The sequence below is a fragment of the Bradyrhizobium sp. MI1.11 genome, from assembly GCF_055811255.1.
Genome location: NZ_JBVVPM010000042.1, coordinates 35507 through 47773 on the forward strand (window position 1 = coordinate 35507; position 12267 = coordinate 47773).

General features: G+C 62.8%; 15 protein-coding genes and 2 pseudogenes. 6 read left to right on the forward strand and 11 right to left on the reverse strand.

The window, feature by feature from the left end:
* Positions 1-64: 64 nt before the first annotated feature.
* The 7 genes from AC0L30_RS30965 to AC0L30_RS30995 all read right to left on the reverse strand — a co-directional run bounded on the left by AC0L30_RS30965 (position 65) and on the right by AC0L30_RS30995 (position 6310).
* Entirely contained in the window at positions 65-685 is a 621-nt protein-coding gene (locus AC0L30_RS30965; RefSeq protein ID WP_473405939.1) for an invasion associated locus B family protein, read from the reverse strand.
* The gene (locus AC0L30_RS30970; protein ID WP_473405940.1) at positions 682-1554 is read right to left on the reverse strand and encodes a dienelactone hydrolase family protein; all 873 of its coding nucleotides are present in this window, start codon (positions 1552-1554) and stop codon (positions 682-684) included. The genes AC0L30_RS30965 and AC0L30_RS30970 overlap by 4 nt, the downstream gene beginning before the upstream one ends.
* A 39-nt stretch (positions 1555-1593) precedes the next feature.
* Positions 1594-1911, reverse strand: a complete 318-nt coding sequence (locus tag AC0L30_RS30975; RefSeq protein WP_473405941.1) for a hypothetical protein — start codon at positions 1909-1911, stop codon at positions 1594-1596.
* A 61-nt stretch (positions 1912-1972) separates the two neighbouring features.
* Positions 1973-2971: an HAD family hydrolase gene (locus AC0L30_RS30980; RefSeq protein ID WP_473405942.1), complete on the reverse strand. Its 999-nt coding sequence runs from the start codon at positions 2969-2971 to the stop codon at positions 1973-1975.
* A gap of 87 nt (positions 2972-3058) precedes the next feature.
* Positions 3059-4783, reverse strand: a complete 1725-nt coding sequence (locus tag AC0L30_RS30985; RefSeq protein WP_473405943.1) for an arylsulfatase — start codon at positions 4781-4783, stop codon at positions 3059-3061.
* Positions 4784-4816: 33 nt separating this feature from the next.
* Entirely contained in the window at positions 4817-5785 is a 969-nt protein-coding gene (locus AC0L30_RS30990; protein WP_473405944.1) for a formylglycine-generating enzyme family protein, read from the reverse strand.
* A gap of 18 nt (positions 5786-5803) precedes the next feature.
* Positions 5804-6310 carry a hypothetical protein gene (locus AC0L30_RS30995; protein ID WP_473405945.1) on the reverse strand — a complete coding sequence of 169 codons (507 nt, stop codon included), beginning with the start codon at positions 6308-6310 and terminating at the stop codon, positions 5804-5806.
* Positions 6311-7123: 813 nt separating this feature from the next.
* Between AC0L30_RS30995 and AC0L30_RS31000 the strand changes: the two are divergent.
* The 3 genes and pseudogenes from AC0L30_RS31000 to AC0L30_RS31010 all read left to right on the forward strand — a co-directional run.
* Positions 7124-7323, forward strand: a pseudogene (locus AC0L30_RS31000) (hypothetical protein).
* A gap of 75 nt (positions 7324-7398) precedes the next feature.
* Complete coding sequence (locus AC0L30_RS31005; protein ID WP_473405946.1) at positions 7399-7602, forward strand: hypothetical protein; 204 nt, start codon at positions 7399-7401, stop codon at positions 7600-7602.
* Positions 7603-7788: 186 nt separating this feature from the next.
* Positions 7789-7977, forward strand: a pseudogene (locus tag AC0L30_RS31010) (SOS response-associated peptidase); the annotation flags it as partial.
* A 79-nt stretch (positions 7978-8056) separates the two neighbouring features.
* Here the strand turns inward: AC0L30_RS31010 and AC0L30_RS31015 are convergent.
* From AC0L30_RS31015 to AC0L30_RS31030, 4 genes are read right to left on the reverse strand one after another with little or no spacing between them, the layout of a single operon-like run.
* A complete protein-coding gene (locus AC0L30_RS31015; protein WP_473405947.1) occupies positions 8057-8380 on the reverse strand; it encodes a YnfA family protein in 324 nt (107 codons plus the stop codon).
* Between the two features lie 24 nt (positions 8381-8404).
* Positions 8405-9127, reverse strand: coding sequence for a cytochrome c biogenesis CcdA family protein (locus AC0L30_RS31020; protein ID WP_473405948.1), 723 nt, complete (start codon positions 9125-9127; stop codon positions 8405-8407).
* 10 nt (positions 9128-9137) lie between these two features.
* The gene (locus AC0L30_RS31025) at positions 9138-9530 is read right to left on the reverse strand and encodes a thioredoxin family protein (protein ID WP_473405949.1); all 393 of its coding nucleotides are present in this window, start codon (positions 9528-9530) and stop codon (positions 9138-9140) included.
* A 10-nt stretch (positions 9531-9540) separates the two neighbouring features.
* Positions 9541-10107 carry a hypothetical protein gene (locus tag AC0L30_RS31030; RefSeq protein ID WP_473405950.1) on the reverse strand — a complete coding sequence of 189 codons (567 nt, stop codon included), beginning with the start codon at positions 10105-10107 and terminating at the stop codon, positions 9541-9543.
* A gap of 81 nt (positions 10108-10188) precedes the next feature.
* Between AC0L30_RS31030 and AC0L30_RS31035 the strand changes: the two genes are divergently transcribed.
* The 3 genes from AC0L30_RS31035 to AC0L30_RS31045 all read left to right on the forward strand — a co-directional run bounded on the left by AC0L30_RS31035 (position 10189) and on the right by AC0L30_RS31045 (position 12213).
* Positions 10189-10626, forward strand: coding sequence for a MerR family transcriptional regulator (locus AC0L30_RS31035; protein ID WP_456766558.1), 438 nt, complete (start codon positions 10189-10191; stop codon positions 10624-10626).
* Positions 10627-11495: 869 nt separating this feature from the next.
* Entirely contained in the window at positions 11496-11762 is a 267-nt protein-coding gene (locus tag AC0L30_RS31040; RefSeq protein ID WP_473405951.1) for a hypothetical protein, read from the forward strand.
* Positions 11763-11850: 88 nt separating this feature from the next.
* Entirely contained in the window at positions 11851-12213 is a 363-nt protein-coding gene (locus AC0L30_RS31045) for a response regulator (protein WP_473405952.1), read from the forward strand.
* The last annotated feature ends 54 nt before the right edge of the window (positions 12214-12267 follow it).

A 12267-nucleotide genomic window follows, 5' to 3' on the forward strand; every position in this document is an offset into this window, starting at 1 on the left:
CAGCCCGCGGGATTGTCAGAATACAATGAATGACCTGCTGGCCGTTGTTGACGATGGTCGCGGTTTAGTTCCTGAGGCTCAGCGATTCATCGAATAGCTGAGCCGGCGGCCCGCTATGGACTGACGCGAACTGATCGAGTGGAACGGCCACCGAAACCGTCAGCAGGCTTGGGTCGACGACTTCTATCGTCAAGACGCGACCGGACCGAAGATCGCTGACGAAGCGAGGGGTGGCGGGGCCCGCGGCGACGCACGCGTTTGCAAGACACCAGCTGTATGAAAGGTGGAGCGGCTCTTTCTGGTCCACGGCCAACGTAATGCCGGATCGCAAATACATTCCGGGCGGCAGCAGCATCTGAATGCGACCCTCGGCGGCCCCCGCGTCGATCAGATCGAACCGGATCATTTCCTGCCCGGTATCCATCACGCCGACGTTCGTTGTCCGGCATACTTTTTCCGCAGGGGACACTTCGAAGCACAGTTTACGCCAGCCACTCAATCGAATGTCCCGGATATCACGCTTTCCCAGCGGCTTGACGCCGGAGTTGTTGGACATGTCCGGTTTGGTGTCCGACGCCTGTTGAGCCGAGGACCCGGTAAATTGCATGCCAGCGACCAAGATCGTGCACACCCACGTCGCAACAACCGTCGATGAACGAAGCGTCGATTTCTTGATCCCTCTCATGGATGGGCCTCCAGAAACCGGCTCACGATGGGTGACCAGATCGGAATGGCCTTCGGGTCATCTATCAGGAAGTGGCCCTCATTCCCGAACGGCGGCACCAAGTGATATTCGCCTTGTCCGCCTGCGGCATTGTAAGCTTCGAGCAACTTTCCCGAGAGCGCCGGACCAAAATAAGTATCGTTCTCGGTGTATATCGACAGCGTGGGCACGCGTGCAGAACTGCCGAATTCACGCGCCGCTTCGATCAGCTTTTCGGGATTACAGTTGTTGTTGGGCTTGCCGTCCACCCGGCCGCCCCGGCCGGCCTCGAAGGTGATGACGGCTCGCACGCCGGTCGGATTCAAAGACGAGAATGCCAAAGCGCCCCAGCCGCCGCCGGACTGGCCGACGACGATCGTACCGGAAGCAATCGCGAGCTTCTGGCCGACGACATAATCGATCACCCACTGATCAAGCCTGGCGATTGCGATGCCGGCGGTTCGAAAGCTTGCGTCGGTGCACTTTCCGACAGCGCCGAAGTAGGTGCTGAATACGCCTTGGTCGGGGAGATCGATTGCCGAACTGCCGAAACCCGGCCGGATCGGCACGACGACGAGATGTCCGCGCCTGGCGAACCAGAAGGCGGCGTCGCGGAATTCAACCATCGGATAAAAGCTGCGCTCCCTCGGGTCCAGCGTTTCGCCGTGGTTCATGACGACCAGAGGGAGCGGCGCATCGACGAGCGGTCTCACCACATAGGCGAGGACCGGGATCGGAAGCGGCAGAACAAGGAGGCGCTCATCCAGGCGCGGTTCCTGGGCATGGCAGGCGTCCGCAGAGAACATCACCAAGCAGGCGAATAGAGCCGCAATGCTGTTCATGATTTTCATCACGGGGTGCATCTCCAGCGGACGTCCGTCCCATACATTCTACTTTTTCAGCCGCATCTCTATGACGTCGATCGCAAGCAGATCGGTGTAGCGACGCTCCATGGTTTCGACGTAGTCGTCGGCAAAGTGCGGGCCGCTTTCCTGGGACATCGCCTGCCAGGCGGCCTGCTTCTCGGCGCGGCAAGACAATATCGCCAGGCGTGAAACCACTTGAGCAGCTTCATCGGTTTTGGCGAATCGAATCGCCGTAGCGTCGGCACACGCACGCCATTTTTTAATGGCGGTTTTGGAATCTTCTTCAGCCGTTGCGGCAAAGGAGACAAAACACACGGCAGCAGCCAGCATCAGTCTATACATCGGGTTACTCCTCAGGTTGGCAAAGCATCAATTGCAGTATCACTCGCTGTTCTGGTCGCACTTACTTTTCGGGCTTGAAAACCGCTCTCCAGTCCCGCTTCATGTCGACGACGGTCCACCCTCTTGCCCGGCCTTCATCCAGCGCCTTATCCAGCTTGCCGACCTTCGATCCCCGGTCGTAGGCGTACTCCCGTTCGGCGTCGGTGTGATGGACGATCCCGGCAAAGCGGGCACCCGCGCCGGCCGTCGTCCACTGCAGCATCTGCAGGTCGCCGTCGGAGTTGCCGAAGGCGAAGATCGGCCGCCGTCCGATGAAACGGTTGATGCCGACGGGCTTGCCGGGCCCCTCATCCACGAACTCGATCTTGGGCATCTTGAGCAGGAACGGCTTGCCACCAGGGTCCGTCCGGAACGTCACGACGCCGGACGAGCCGACCACCTGTTCGGGCGGAATGCCGTAGACCCTTTCCGCCCAAGGCCGCATGAATTCGGCGCCGCCGGCCGACACGATGAAGGTCTTGAAGCCTTTGCTCCGGAGAAGCGTCAGCAGCTCCAGCATCGGCTGGTAGGTCAGTTCGGTGTAGGGACGCTTGAAACGTGGATGCCGCGCCGTCGCGAGCCAGTCGACGACCGACTTCGAGAACTCGTCGGTGGTCATGCCGCTGTGCGCGACGCCGACGATCTGCATCAGCCCCTTTTCGCCCGAGCCGGCCAGCGCCTTCATGTCTCCATCGAGCACCGCCTTGAACGGCGGCGTCGTCTTCCATTCCGGATGCTGCGGGGCCATCGCCTTGACGCGGTCGAGAGCGAAGAAGCCCTGGAAATAGAACGGCTGCTCGGTCCAGAGCGTGCCGTCGTTGTCGAACACGGCCACGCGCTCGGGCGCCGGCACGAAGTCCGACCCGCCCTCGGCCGTGACGCGCGCGACGAAATCGTTGATCGAGTTCTTGACCCGGCCGTCGTTCCAGGACGGCAGCGGATCGGTCTGCGCCCACGCAAGGCCCGCAACGAAGCAGAGCATCCCCCCGAACAGAAAGCTTGAGACGCTCTTCCAACTCATTGTGCCACCTTCGCTGCCCCAGATCAGGAGGTGGGCCTAAAGCACCACCTCCATCACTTGATTGATCACGACAAGTCGCGTCGGACGTCAGTTTTTTGTGGCTCCCTGCTGCAGCGCCTGCAACGCCTTCTCGACGCTCAGCGACCCGGAGACCTGGCTCGGTGGGTAGTCCTTGAACGTTGCGAGGAACTGCCCCATCACCGTCGTTGCGGGCATCATTACCCAGAGCTTCTTTCCCCACCATTCGCCGTAGGAGGTTGACTCGGTCTGATAGCGCTCCCAGGGGTCGACGCGCAGGTTGGTCACGATCGGGACGTTGGTGGAATCCTCCTTGCCGGAGAACAGGTTTCCGACGATGGTCTTGAAGGTGATCTTCCATTCGTCATAGCGCACCGCCATCAGATCGGCGTTGTCGCTGAAATAGAAGAACTCCCGGCGCGGACTTTCGGTGACCTTGCCTTCGAAGAACGGCATGAAGTTGTAGCCGTCGAGGTGGTTTTTGAAGGTCTTCTCGCCCGCCTTGTAGCCGGTGAGCAGCTTGTTCTTCAGATCCGGATCGCCGCCGGCAGCCGCAACGAGGGTCGGCATCCAGTCTTCGGCCGACATCACGTTGTTGATGATGCTTCCCGGCTTGATGACGCCGGGCCACTTGGCCAGCATCGGCACGCGAAAGCCTCCTTCGTACACGGTGCCTTTTTCGCCACGGAACGGATGATTGCCGCCATCGGGCCAACTGAAGATTTCGGCACCATTGTCGCTGGTGAACATGACGATCGTGTTGTCGGCCACCCCGAGTGCGTCCAGCTTGGCGAGCAGCTCGCCCACGACCCAGTCCAGTTCGGCCATCGCATCGGCGAACAGGCCAAAGCCAGTCTTGCCGTCCCATTGCTTTGAGAGATGCGTGAAGGAGTGGCAGCGCGTGGAGTTGTGCCAGAGGAAGAACGGCTTGTTGGCCTTCACCGAGCGCTCCATGAAGTCGCACGAACGCCTCACCAGATCCGGCTCGATGTCCTCCATGCTCACCTTGGCGGCAGGGTCCATGCCCGGATGCGGCGGCAGGGGACCCGCGTCCGTAATCTTCTGCTTGCCGACACGGCCCCAGCGCGGATCCTCCGTCGGATCATCGGCGTCGGTAGCAACGCTGCTGATGATGTTGCGCGGGCCGAACCTTTCGCGGAATTTCGCGTCCTTCGGATATTGTGGGTCGTAGGGCTCCTCCAGCGCGTTGAGGTGGTAGAGGATCCCGTGGAATTCATCGAAGCCATGAACCGTGGGCAAATATTCGTTTCGATCCCCCAGATGGTTCTTGCCGATCTGCGCCGTCGCATACCCGAGCGGCTTGAGGAAATCCGCGATCGTGGGATCGGAATCCTGCAACCCCTGTTTCGCCGCCGGAAGGCCGACTTTCAGCAGGCCCGTGCGGAACGGCGTCTGCCCCGTGATGAAGGCGGCGCGCCCCGCGGTGCAGGATTGTTGTCCGTAGTAGTCGGTGAACAGCGCACCGTCGCGTGCGAGTCGGTCGATGTTGGGCGTGCTTCCACCCATCATGCCACGGTGGTAGGCGCTGATGTTCCAGATGCCGACGTCGTCGGCCATGATCATGACGATGTTCGGCTTGCGGCCGCTTGAAGCAGGTGAAGACGCGGGACTCGGCGCCGCCTTCTGCGCCTGCGCCAGCGCAGCGGAAGTCATCGTCGCCGCCGCCACCAGAGCCGACGAGCCCAGCAGGATGTTACGACGGGTATGGGCGCGATCTTCGCTCGCCTGCAACTGCGCTTCGTTCTTGTCTTGCTCCTTGGTGTCGTCGGGCATCCTGGGCTCCTTCTTCACTGTGAGGACTGAGAGTTATTCCGGCGCCGGGGCTCTCTTTACGCAGCGAAATCCGAGGTGGCTTGTCGAGGTGTCGATGGGCTCCGCGTGACGCGCGGCCGGCCGGTAGCGCCGGCAGTAGTTCGGCGCGCACAGGTGCGAGCCCCCCTTGATGACCTTGCGCGGGATACGGATGTTCGGCTGGTTCGGATCGAGGCTCGCTTCCTCGCGACCGCCGCGCGGATTCTCAGGTATGCAGCAGGCCTTCGGCGCATCGGCTTCATGCTTCTGGGAGTACCAGTCCGACGTCCATTCCCAGACGTTCCCGATCATGTCGTGGATGCCGTACCCGTTCGGAGGAAACGCGGTCACCGGCGAGGTACGCTCATAGCCGTCCTCGCTCAGATTCTGCCGGGGAAATTCGCCCTGCCAGGTGTTGGCCATGTGGATGCCGCCGGGACTGAACTCGGTGCCCCAAGCGAACTCGGCGCCGTCGATGCCGCCCCGCGAGGCGAACTCCCATTCGGCTTCGGTCGGCAGATCCTTGCCCGTCCATCGTGCGTAGGCCAGCGCGTCGGCGTACGACACGTGCACGACCGGGTGGTCATCGAGGTCCTTGATGTTGCTCTTGGGTCCGTACGGACGGCGCCAGTTGGCACCCTTTTGGAAGCTCCACCACTGGCTCCAGTCGTGCAAATTAATGACGCGATTAGGCGGCGAGAACACCAGCGAGCCCGCGAAGATCATGCCGGGCAGCGCGCCTGGGTAATCCTTGGGGTCCGGTACGATCTGCGCAGTGGTGACATGCCCCGTCGCGTTGACGAATTCCTTGAACTGGCGATTGGTAACGGGCGTGCGGTCGATCCAGAATCCGTCGACGGTCACCCGATGGCTGGGGGCCTCCTCCGGATAATGACGGTCCGAGCCCATGCGGAAGGTGCCGCCGGCGAGCCAGAGCATGCCCGCGGATTCTATTGGAGGATGATCGGTCAACCGGATCGTCATCGCACCGTCCCTGGGCCGCTACTGGCAGTAATCCCAGAAGCCCTGGGTCCGGCCCGGATCGGTGTAGTACCAGCACATGCCGGGCGCCGGCGCCGCGCCCGCCCAAGCCGCCGCGGTCGCCGCGGTGACGACGCCGATCGCAGCGCCTGCGGCAATCGCGCCGCCCCTCGGCCAGTAGTAACGGCCCGGCCGCGCCCAACCGCCGCGCCCCCGGACGACGGTGGTGCCCCGAACCGCGACGTTGCCTCGGGGCCCAACGACAGCCGTGCGGCCACGGTAGGCAGCCCCGCGCGGGCCCACGACGGCCCCTCCGCGATGAACTACAGCCCCGCCGCGCGGTCCTACGACGGCGCGGCCGCCGCGCGCGGCCGCACGGACTTCGACCAGGTCAGGCATCCCCGTCGCGATTCGGGCGAGTTCGGAGGTCGGCGCAAGCGGTGCGGAAAGTGCCGGAACGCTCGGGAGGAAGAGGGAAAGCGCGAGAGCAATGGACGTGGCAGCATGAAGCGTCGGGATCTTCGGCATTCGGTCCTCCGTCGTGATCGACGTATGTTTTTTCTTTGTGTACGACCGAAACCGTCCGACGACGCTTCCGCGCCGTCTTGGTCGCGCCATCGGTGAGATGGCGACAGATTTCTGGTCAATTGGGAACGAAGTCAGTCAACCGGCGCATTGATTGGCGCACTCAGATCGGTCGCGGTCGAGCGCGCCCGACTACCGCATTCTGCCTGCCTGCATCATCACCTTCTCTCCACGGCAAACCGCTTTGAAGGAACACGCTGACGTTGAAGCGTCTGGAAGGCCGGAGGCTAGGACGATTAACATAGGTTGGCAATGGTCTCGGAAGACGCACGGCTTCAAGTCGCCTCGGACGGCCCCGCTCCTGCTATCGAGAAGATCGAATGGCGAGCGGTAGATTGGACGACAACGAACTTGCGGAGGCGTTTCTCTGTTTAGCTACCCGGCGCTGGCGCCGTTGAGCAGGTTCGATACCGCTTCGATCGAAGGCGAGTGGCTCTTGGAAGGACGCCATCGGCGCCATCATGCGAAGGCAGTGCCCATGATCCGTGCCCATGATCCTGACGACGCCGGAAGAGGTCGAGACCTGCTGACGCGCCGGCCGACGAGGCAGGGAAGCTCCAGCCGCCGCTTCCGGACGGAGCGCTCCATATCTGGGCTCGCGCGTGAAGGAGCCGACGTCCACGGTCTAGGGTTCTGCACAGCCGCACGGAACACGTGGACAATCCGGAGCCTCTGCATTTCGGAATCCCTAACCCGTGCTAACCGCCCGGAACGAGCCGACGGTCCCATGGATTCGTCACGGCGGGAGCGATTCCGATGCTGATGACGAAGGAAAGCCAAAGGCGATCCGGACGTTGCGCGGCTGGGCCATCCACGTGCTGTAGGCAGTCGGCGCCGTCCACGAATGCGAGGAGCACGGCTGGGCGAAGGATCGCGCCGATCCGCACGCTCGCGAGCGGGCCTACGACATCGCACGTCGGCGCCCGCCCCCCGGTATCTCTCCGGACGATGCCTGAGCCGCCGTCCGCGACGTGCTGGATTCGATCGGCGACACGTGTCCGGACTGTCCGCCCCGCGACTAGAAGCGGTGGATGCCTTTCCTTGATTCAGGTCAATCGCGCCTTCCGACGTCATCTCTAAATCCGGTCATGAAGCGGCCGGTTCAGGCTCCTCCCAACGGCGGCAAAGAGACCAAGGCGAAGCCTTCGCGCACGGAGCAGGCCCGCCGCGTTGTCGAGGAGTACGTGAAAGATCTGCTCGAACTGATCGAACGGCTTCGCGGCCACCTTCATTGAGGTGCTTGCGCCGCAAGCGAGCCAGCCAGGCGCCAGCCGACTTCCGCTCGGACCTGACCGGGTCTCTTGCTGCTGCTTGCGGCGGTCGGCATCCGCATCTTGTGCGAAAACTTGCCCCTCGACATCGCCCAAGCGGATGTGGACCCGTCTGGCTGGCCGAGAACCGACCTCATCGAATGGATTCGGGAGCCGAACGCCGAGGTCGGCGCCATCCATCCGAAGGCGATGCCGGTGATCCTGACGACGCCCGACGAGGTCGAGACCTGGATGACCGCGCCCGCGGAGGAAGCCCTGAAGCTGCAGCGGCCGCTTCCAGACGGGGCGCTGCGGATCGTCGCCAGCGGCGTGAAGGAAGACCCCGCGCCGACCGCTTAACGCCTTAGCGAGGTCGAAGCTCGACAATGGCCCCGGACCGCCCAAGTACCTCCGTCACGATGCGTGAATGACGTCAATCTCAAGGCCGGGGCGCCAGCAGGATCACGATGGCGCCGACGATGCAGATGGAACCGCCGGTGACGTCCCACCGGTCCGGTCGGTGCCCCTCGACGATCCACAGCCACAAGATAGACGCGACGATGTACACGCCACCGTACGCGGCGTAGGTCCGGCCGGCGGCGTCGCTGTCGACGAGCGTCAACAGGTAGGCGAAGAGAGCCAGCGATGCCATGCCTGGAACGAGCCACAGTGCTGACTTGCCCAGCCGAAGCCAGGCCCAGAACGCGAAACATCCTGCGATCTCCGAGACAGCGGCGCCTGCATAAGACAGAACCGTGATCACGCCAAATCCACTCGCGCTGCTCCTTCAGAAGCGTCCCGCCCAATCCGCCATGAACGACGGAAGAACCTGGACCAGCTCCGTTTCGAGAGCCCTATCAAGACCCAACAGGATCAGCAACCCGCTGGCGATGAGCACGCCGCCGAGAATGGCCTTGCCGCCATTGCCGAACGAAAGCATGCGGCCACGCCAGCGCATCAAGGATTCGCGAGACAGCACACCAACTAGGAGGAGCGGCAGCGCGCTACCGATTCCGAAGGCGAACATGGTCATCGCGACGTGCCCAAGTTCTCGACCTTGTGCCGCAAGTACGGATGCCGCGCCCAGCGTCGGACCCACACAGGGGCTCCAGACGGCACCGAGTAGGACCCCGACGCCGAACTGTCCTCCCAGGCCTCCGGACCGGCCGCTGGCAAATTTTTGCTCGGTCCAGTTGGCGATCGGCCCCGCAGCGAGCGCCACCTGCGCCTGCCAATTCGGCACGACCAACACGGCCCCCACCGCAACCAGCAAAACAGCCGCGACTTTGCGGAAAACCTCCCCGTCCAGACCGATGGCATAACCGACTATCGCGACGAACATTCCGATAGCGGTGAACGACAGCGCGAGCCCGCCGGCGAGAGCGGCAGGTCCGTATCTGTGTTCCGAGACCGCTGCGCCGAGCACGATCGGCAGCAAGGGAAGCACGCACGGCGAGAGGATCGAGAACAGGCCGGCAATCAGTGCCAGCGGAATGCTGAAAAGCTCCATTATGACCGCCCTACAGCGCTTTCCGGAAGAACGCCTCGACCGCCTCGGGACTGGTCGCTCCGGAGGAGCGTGCGACCTCCTTGCCGCCGCGATAGAGAATCAGCGTCGTAAGCTGCAGCGCATTGATTTCGAGAAGCTCCTTCTTGTGCGCGTCGTAGTCGGCATCGAACATCGTCAGGTGCGCGAATTCCGGCTTTTCCAGCATTTTCGCGACGACTGGTCGCTGCCGCTGGCACGGGCCGCACCACTTTGCCGTGATCTCGATGACGATCGTCTTCCCGGACGCTTGGGCAGCTTTGAACGCGGCGGTGTCGAACGGCAGCCCATTCGACGCATGAGCTTGGGGAGCAATCAGCGCCGTGACGGCGAGGGCGAGTAAGAGGGTGCGGCGGTCGATGTTCATGGTCGATTCCTTATGAGACTTGTTGATGAGCGAGTTCGGGTGCGAAATGGTTGAACAGGTCCTCGGCAGCCAGGGCTGCGTCGGGAGGCGCCGTGATCGTGACGTGCACGCCATCATTTTTCTCGATGGTCAGGATGTCGAGGAAAGCACAACAGGACTGCTCGGCGCGGACGAGAGCGCGGACCTCGCCGAGGGCGTCGGCTGCGTAGACCAGATGCAGTGACAGCGGTCCCCTGCGCGCCGAAATCAGCGAGTGCGAGGCCAGCGCTCGGATTGACTTCACACGTTCGTGGTAGCTGGAGGCCGCCAACGTGCACGCGATCGGCGGGGCGACCTCGTCGAGCCGAGGTCCCGGGGACGAACATTGACAAGATGGCACATCGGGCTTCGCAAGCCTTCTCCGGCCGGCAAACAGGGCGCCGACCGCAGCAGCCGCCAGCAGCCCTAGGCCGCCGGCAACGCCCCAACTCGCCGCGCCGACTTGAAAGATGCCGCCCGCGAGGACAGCGGAAATCGGCAGCGCGCAGCACAGCATGCATAGACCGCCGGCGGCCGCGAGCTTGATCGCATTCATCATCACGTGAGCCTGTCTGGGTTGTCTTGCCGGGACCCTGGGACCTCAAGTAACTTGAGGTTCAAGTCACGTTTCGGAGAGATCATGCCCCTCGACGCGTCGCCGCTCACCATTGGTACCCTGGCGGCCCAAACCGGCTGCAACGTCGCCACCATCCGCTACTATGAGGAAGTCGGACTGTTGCCGAAGCCCTCCCGAGGCCCCGGCGGGCATCGGGTCTATCGGAATTCCGACCTGCGGCGTCTCATCTTCATTCGACGATGTCGCGATTTCCAATTTCCCATCGAGCAGGTCCGTGAGCTCGTCGAGCTGATAGGAAATCCGGAACGAGACTGCACTGCGGCTAAGGACCTTGCCGAGGATCATCTCGTCGGCGTGAGAAAAAAGCTGGTCGAACTGCGTGCACTCGAAAAAAGCCTGGCCGAGTTCGCGGAAAGCTGTTCGTCCAGATGTGCCGGAGGCCCCGCGAGCGGCTGCGTCATCCTGGAGGACCTGTCCGTTCCGACGAATACTTGCTGTTGAATTCGCCCGGCTGACGCAGGCTCGGCAGCCTTGTCTGTGGCGAGTTCATTTCGCGGGCTCAAGACGAGCGGCGGAGCTTGGTTCCGACACGCAAGGCCTCTCCACCTTTCATTTTTGATTGTGCTAGGAGGCAGATCGCGACCGTGTCCACTTCGCCGCCGGCACGTCGGGGGCTGTGGGACCTGAGAGATGGTTCACATTCGCCGACGCCTTTGCGGGCTATGCTGCCGCTTTCTCGGAGGAGACCGATGATGGCCGCACTGGTGAACGCGCTCTCACGCTCGACGGGTATGCATGTCGAGGCCGAGGATCTGAAAACCATCTGATCTTTTGCGGCCTTGGGCTTTTGCTATCGCTTGCGGCCGCGATGACCTGCGGCCTCAACACCGCAGCTGATCTATTCTAGGCGACGCGCCGTCACTTTCCCGGCGGGCCTCAGCGGGCTGTCCGCCCACCTGCAGGCGGCGGGGTCGTGCAGCGGATCGTCCTCGCAGTTGGTGCAGACGAAATTCTCCCGTCAGGGGAGCTGGTCTGCTCGCTTCGCGATCAACTCGGCCCGGGTCGATGCCGCGTCGGCCCGTGCAAGCCGGAGAAGTGCGCGTTGTTTTCTCAAAGCGGAGAGAAGCGCGCGGGCCTCATCGCGCAACCTTCGACTGTCCTCCCGCGCGATCTGCAATTTGGCCAGTAGTGAATCGTCCATTCCGACATTGGGGGAAAGCTGGCCGGTTCCCGCATTTAGCTAGTTTAAGAAAAAGGGCGGCGAACACGTGGACAAAGCGGAGCCACCGCATTTCGGAATCCCTGACCCGTGCTAACCGCCAGGAACGAGCCGGCGGGCCCAAGGATTCGTCTCGGCAGGAGCTATCGCGATGCTGATGACAAGGGAAAAACCACGGACGATCCGCACGTTGCGCGGCTGGGCTATCCACGTGCTGCAGGAGGCCGGTGCCATCCATGAATGCGAGGAGCACGGCTGGGCAAAAGACCGCGCCGATCCCCATGCGCGGGACCACGCGCTGAATATCGCCAGGCAGCAGCCACCTGACGGCTTGTCCCCGGACCAGGCTGTCGTGGAAGTCCGCGAAGTGCTGGATTCGATCGGCGATACCTGCCCGGAGTGCCAGCCCGGGGAGTAGCCGTTCGACCAAGAACGGCAGCAGCGGAACCTCCCGGTACCTCAGACGTTCGAAACTGATTGCGAATCAAAGTCTTGAGGGTCGTCCGGTGCGTATACTTGTAGTCGAGGACGATCCGCTCGTTCGGGAATTCGTAGTCGAGGCGCTGCGGGACGAAGGCTGGAACGTGATCGAGGCCGGAGAAGGCGAGGAGGCACTGTCACTGTGCCGAACGAAACATCCGGACGTTCTCGTCACCGACATCAAGCTGCCCGGACATATTGACGGTTGGCAGATCGCGGAGCGGTGCCGAGAGCGCGATCCAGGGCTCCCCGTTATCTACGTGACCGGCTTTTCCCCGGTCGAGGCCAGGCCGGTCCCGGATAGTCTGACACTCCACAAACCGTACCATCCGGACCGGATCGTCGAGGCCATCAGGACGATGGGCAAGGAAAGGCCGAGCCTCGGTTGAAATCCGAGACATCCCCCTCGACCCCGGGTACTCCGGCCGGTCCAGGAAAGATCG

Coding starts and splice junctions, on each gene's coding strand:
- AC0L30_RS30965 (WP_473405939.1), bottom strand. CDS start 685: ATGAGAGGGATCAAGAAATCGACGCTTCGTTCATCGACGGTTGTTGCG.
- AC0L30_RS30970 (WP_473405940.1), bottom strand. CDS start 1,554: ATGAAAATCATGAACAGCATTGCGGCTCTATTCGCCTGCTTGGTGATG.
- AC0L30_RS30975 (WP_473405941.1), bottom strand. CDS start 1,911: ATGTATAGACTGATGCTGGCTGCTGCCGTGTGTTTTGTCTCCTTTGCC.
- AC0L30_RS30980 (WP_473405942.1), bottom strand. CDS start 2,971: ATGAGTTGGAAGAGCGTCTCAAGCTTTCTGTTCGGGGGGATGCTCTGC.
- AC0L30_RS30985 (WP_473405943.1), bottom strand. CDS start 4,783: ATGCCCGACGACACCAAGGAGCAAGACAAGAACGAAGCGCAGTTGCAG.
- AC0L30_RS30990 (WP_473405944.1), bottom strand. CDS start 5,785: ATGACGATCCGGTTGACCGATCATCCTCCAATAGAATCCGCGGGCATG.
- AC0L30_RS30995 (WP_473405945.1), bottom strand. CDS start 6,310: ATGCCGAAGATCCCGACGCTTCATGCTGCCACGTCCATTGCTCTCGCG.
- AC0L30_RS31005 (WP_473405946.1), top strand. CDS start 7,399: ATGCCTTTCCTTGATTCAGGTCAATCGCGCCTTCCGACGTCATCTCTA.
- AC0L30_RS31020 (WP_473405948.1), bottom strand. CDS start 9,127: ATGGAGCTTTTCAGCATTCCGCTGGCACTGATTGCCGGCCTGTTCTCG.
- AC0L30_RS31025 (WP_473405949.1), bottom strand. CDS start 9,530: ATGAACATCGACCGCCGCACCCTCTTACTCGCCCTCGCCGTCACGGCG.
- AC0L30_RS31030 (WP_473405950.1), bottom strand. CDS start 10,107: ATGATGAATGCGATCAAGCTCGCGGCCGCCGGCGGTCTATGCATGCTG.
- AC0L30_RS31035 (WP_456766558.1), top strand. CDS start 10,189: ATGCCCCTCGACGCGTCGCCGCTCACCATTGGTACCCTGGCGGCCCAA.
- AC0L30_RS31040 (WP_473405951.1), top strand. CDS start 11,496: ATGCTGATGACAAGGGAAAAACCACGGACGATCCGCACGTTGCGCGGC.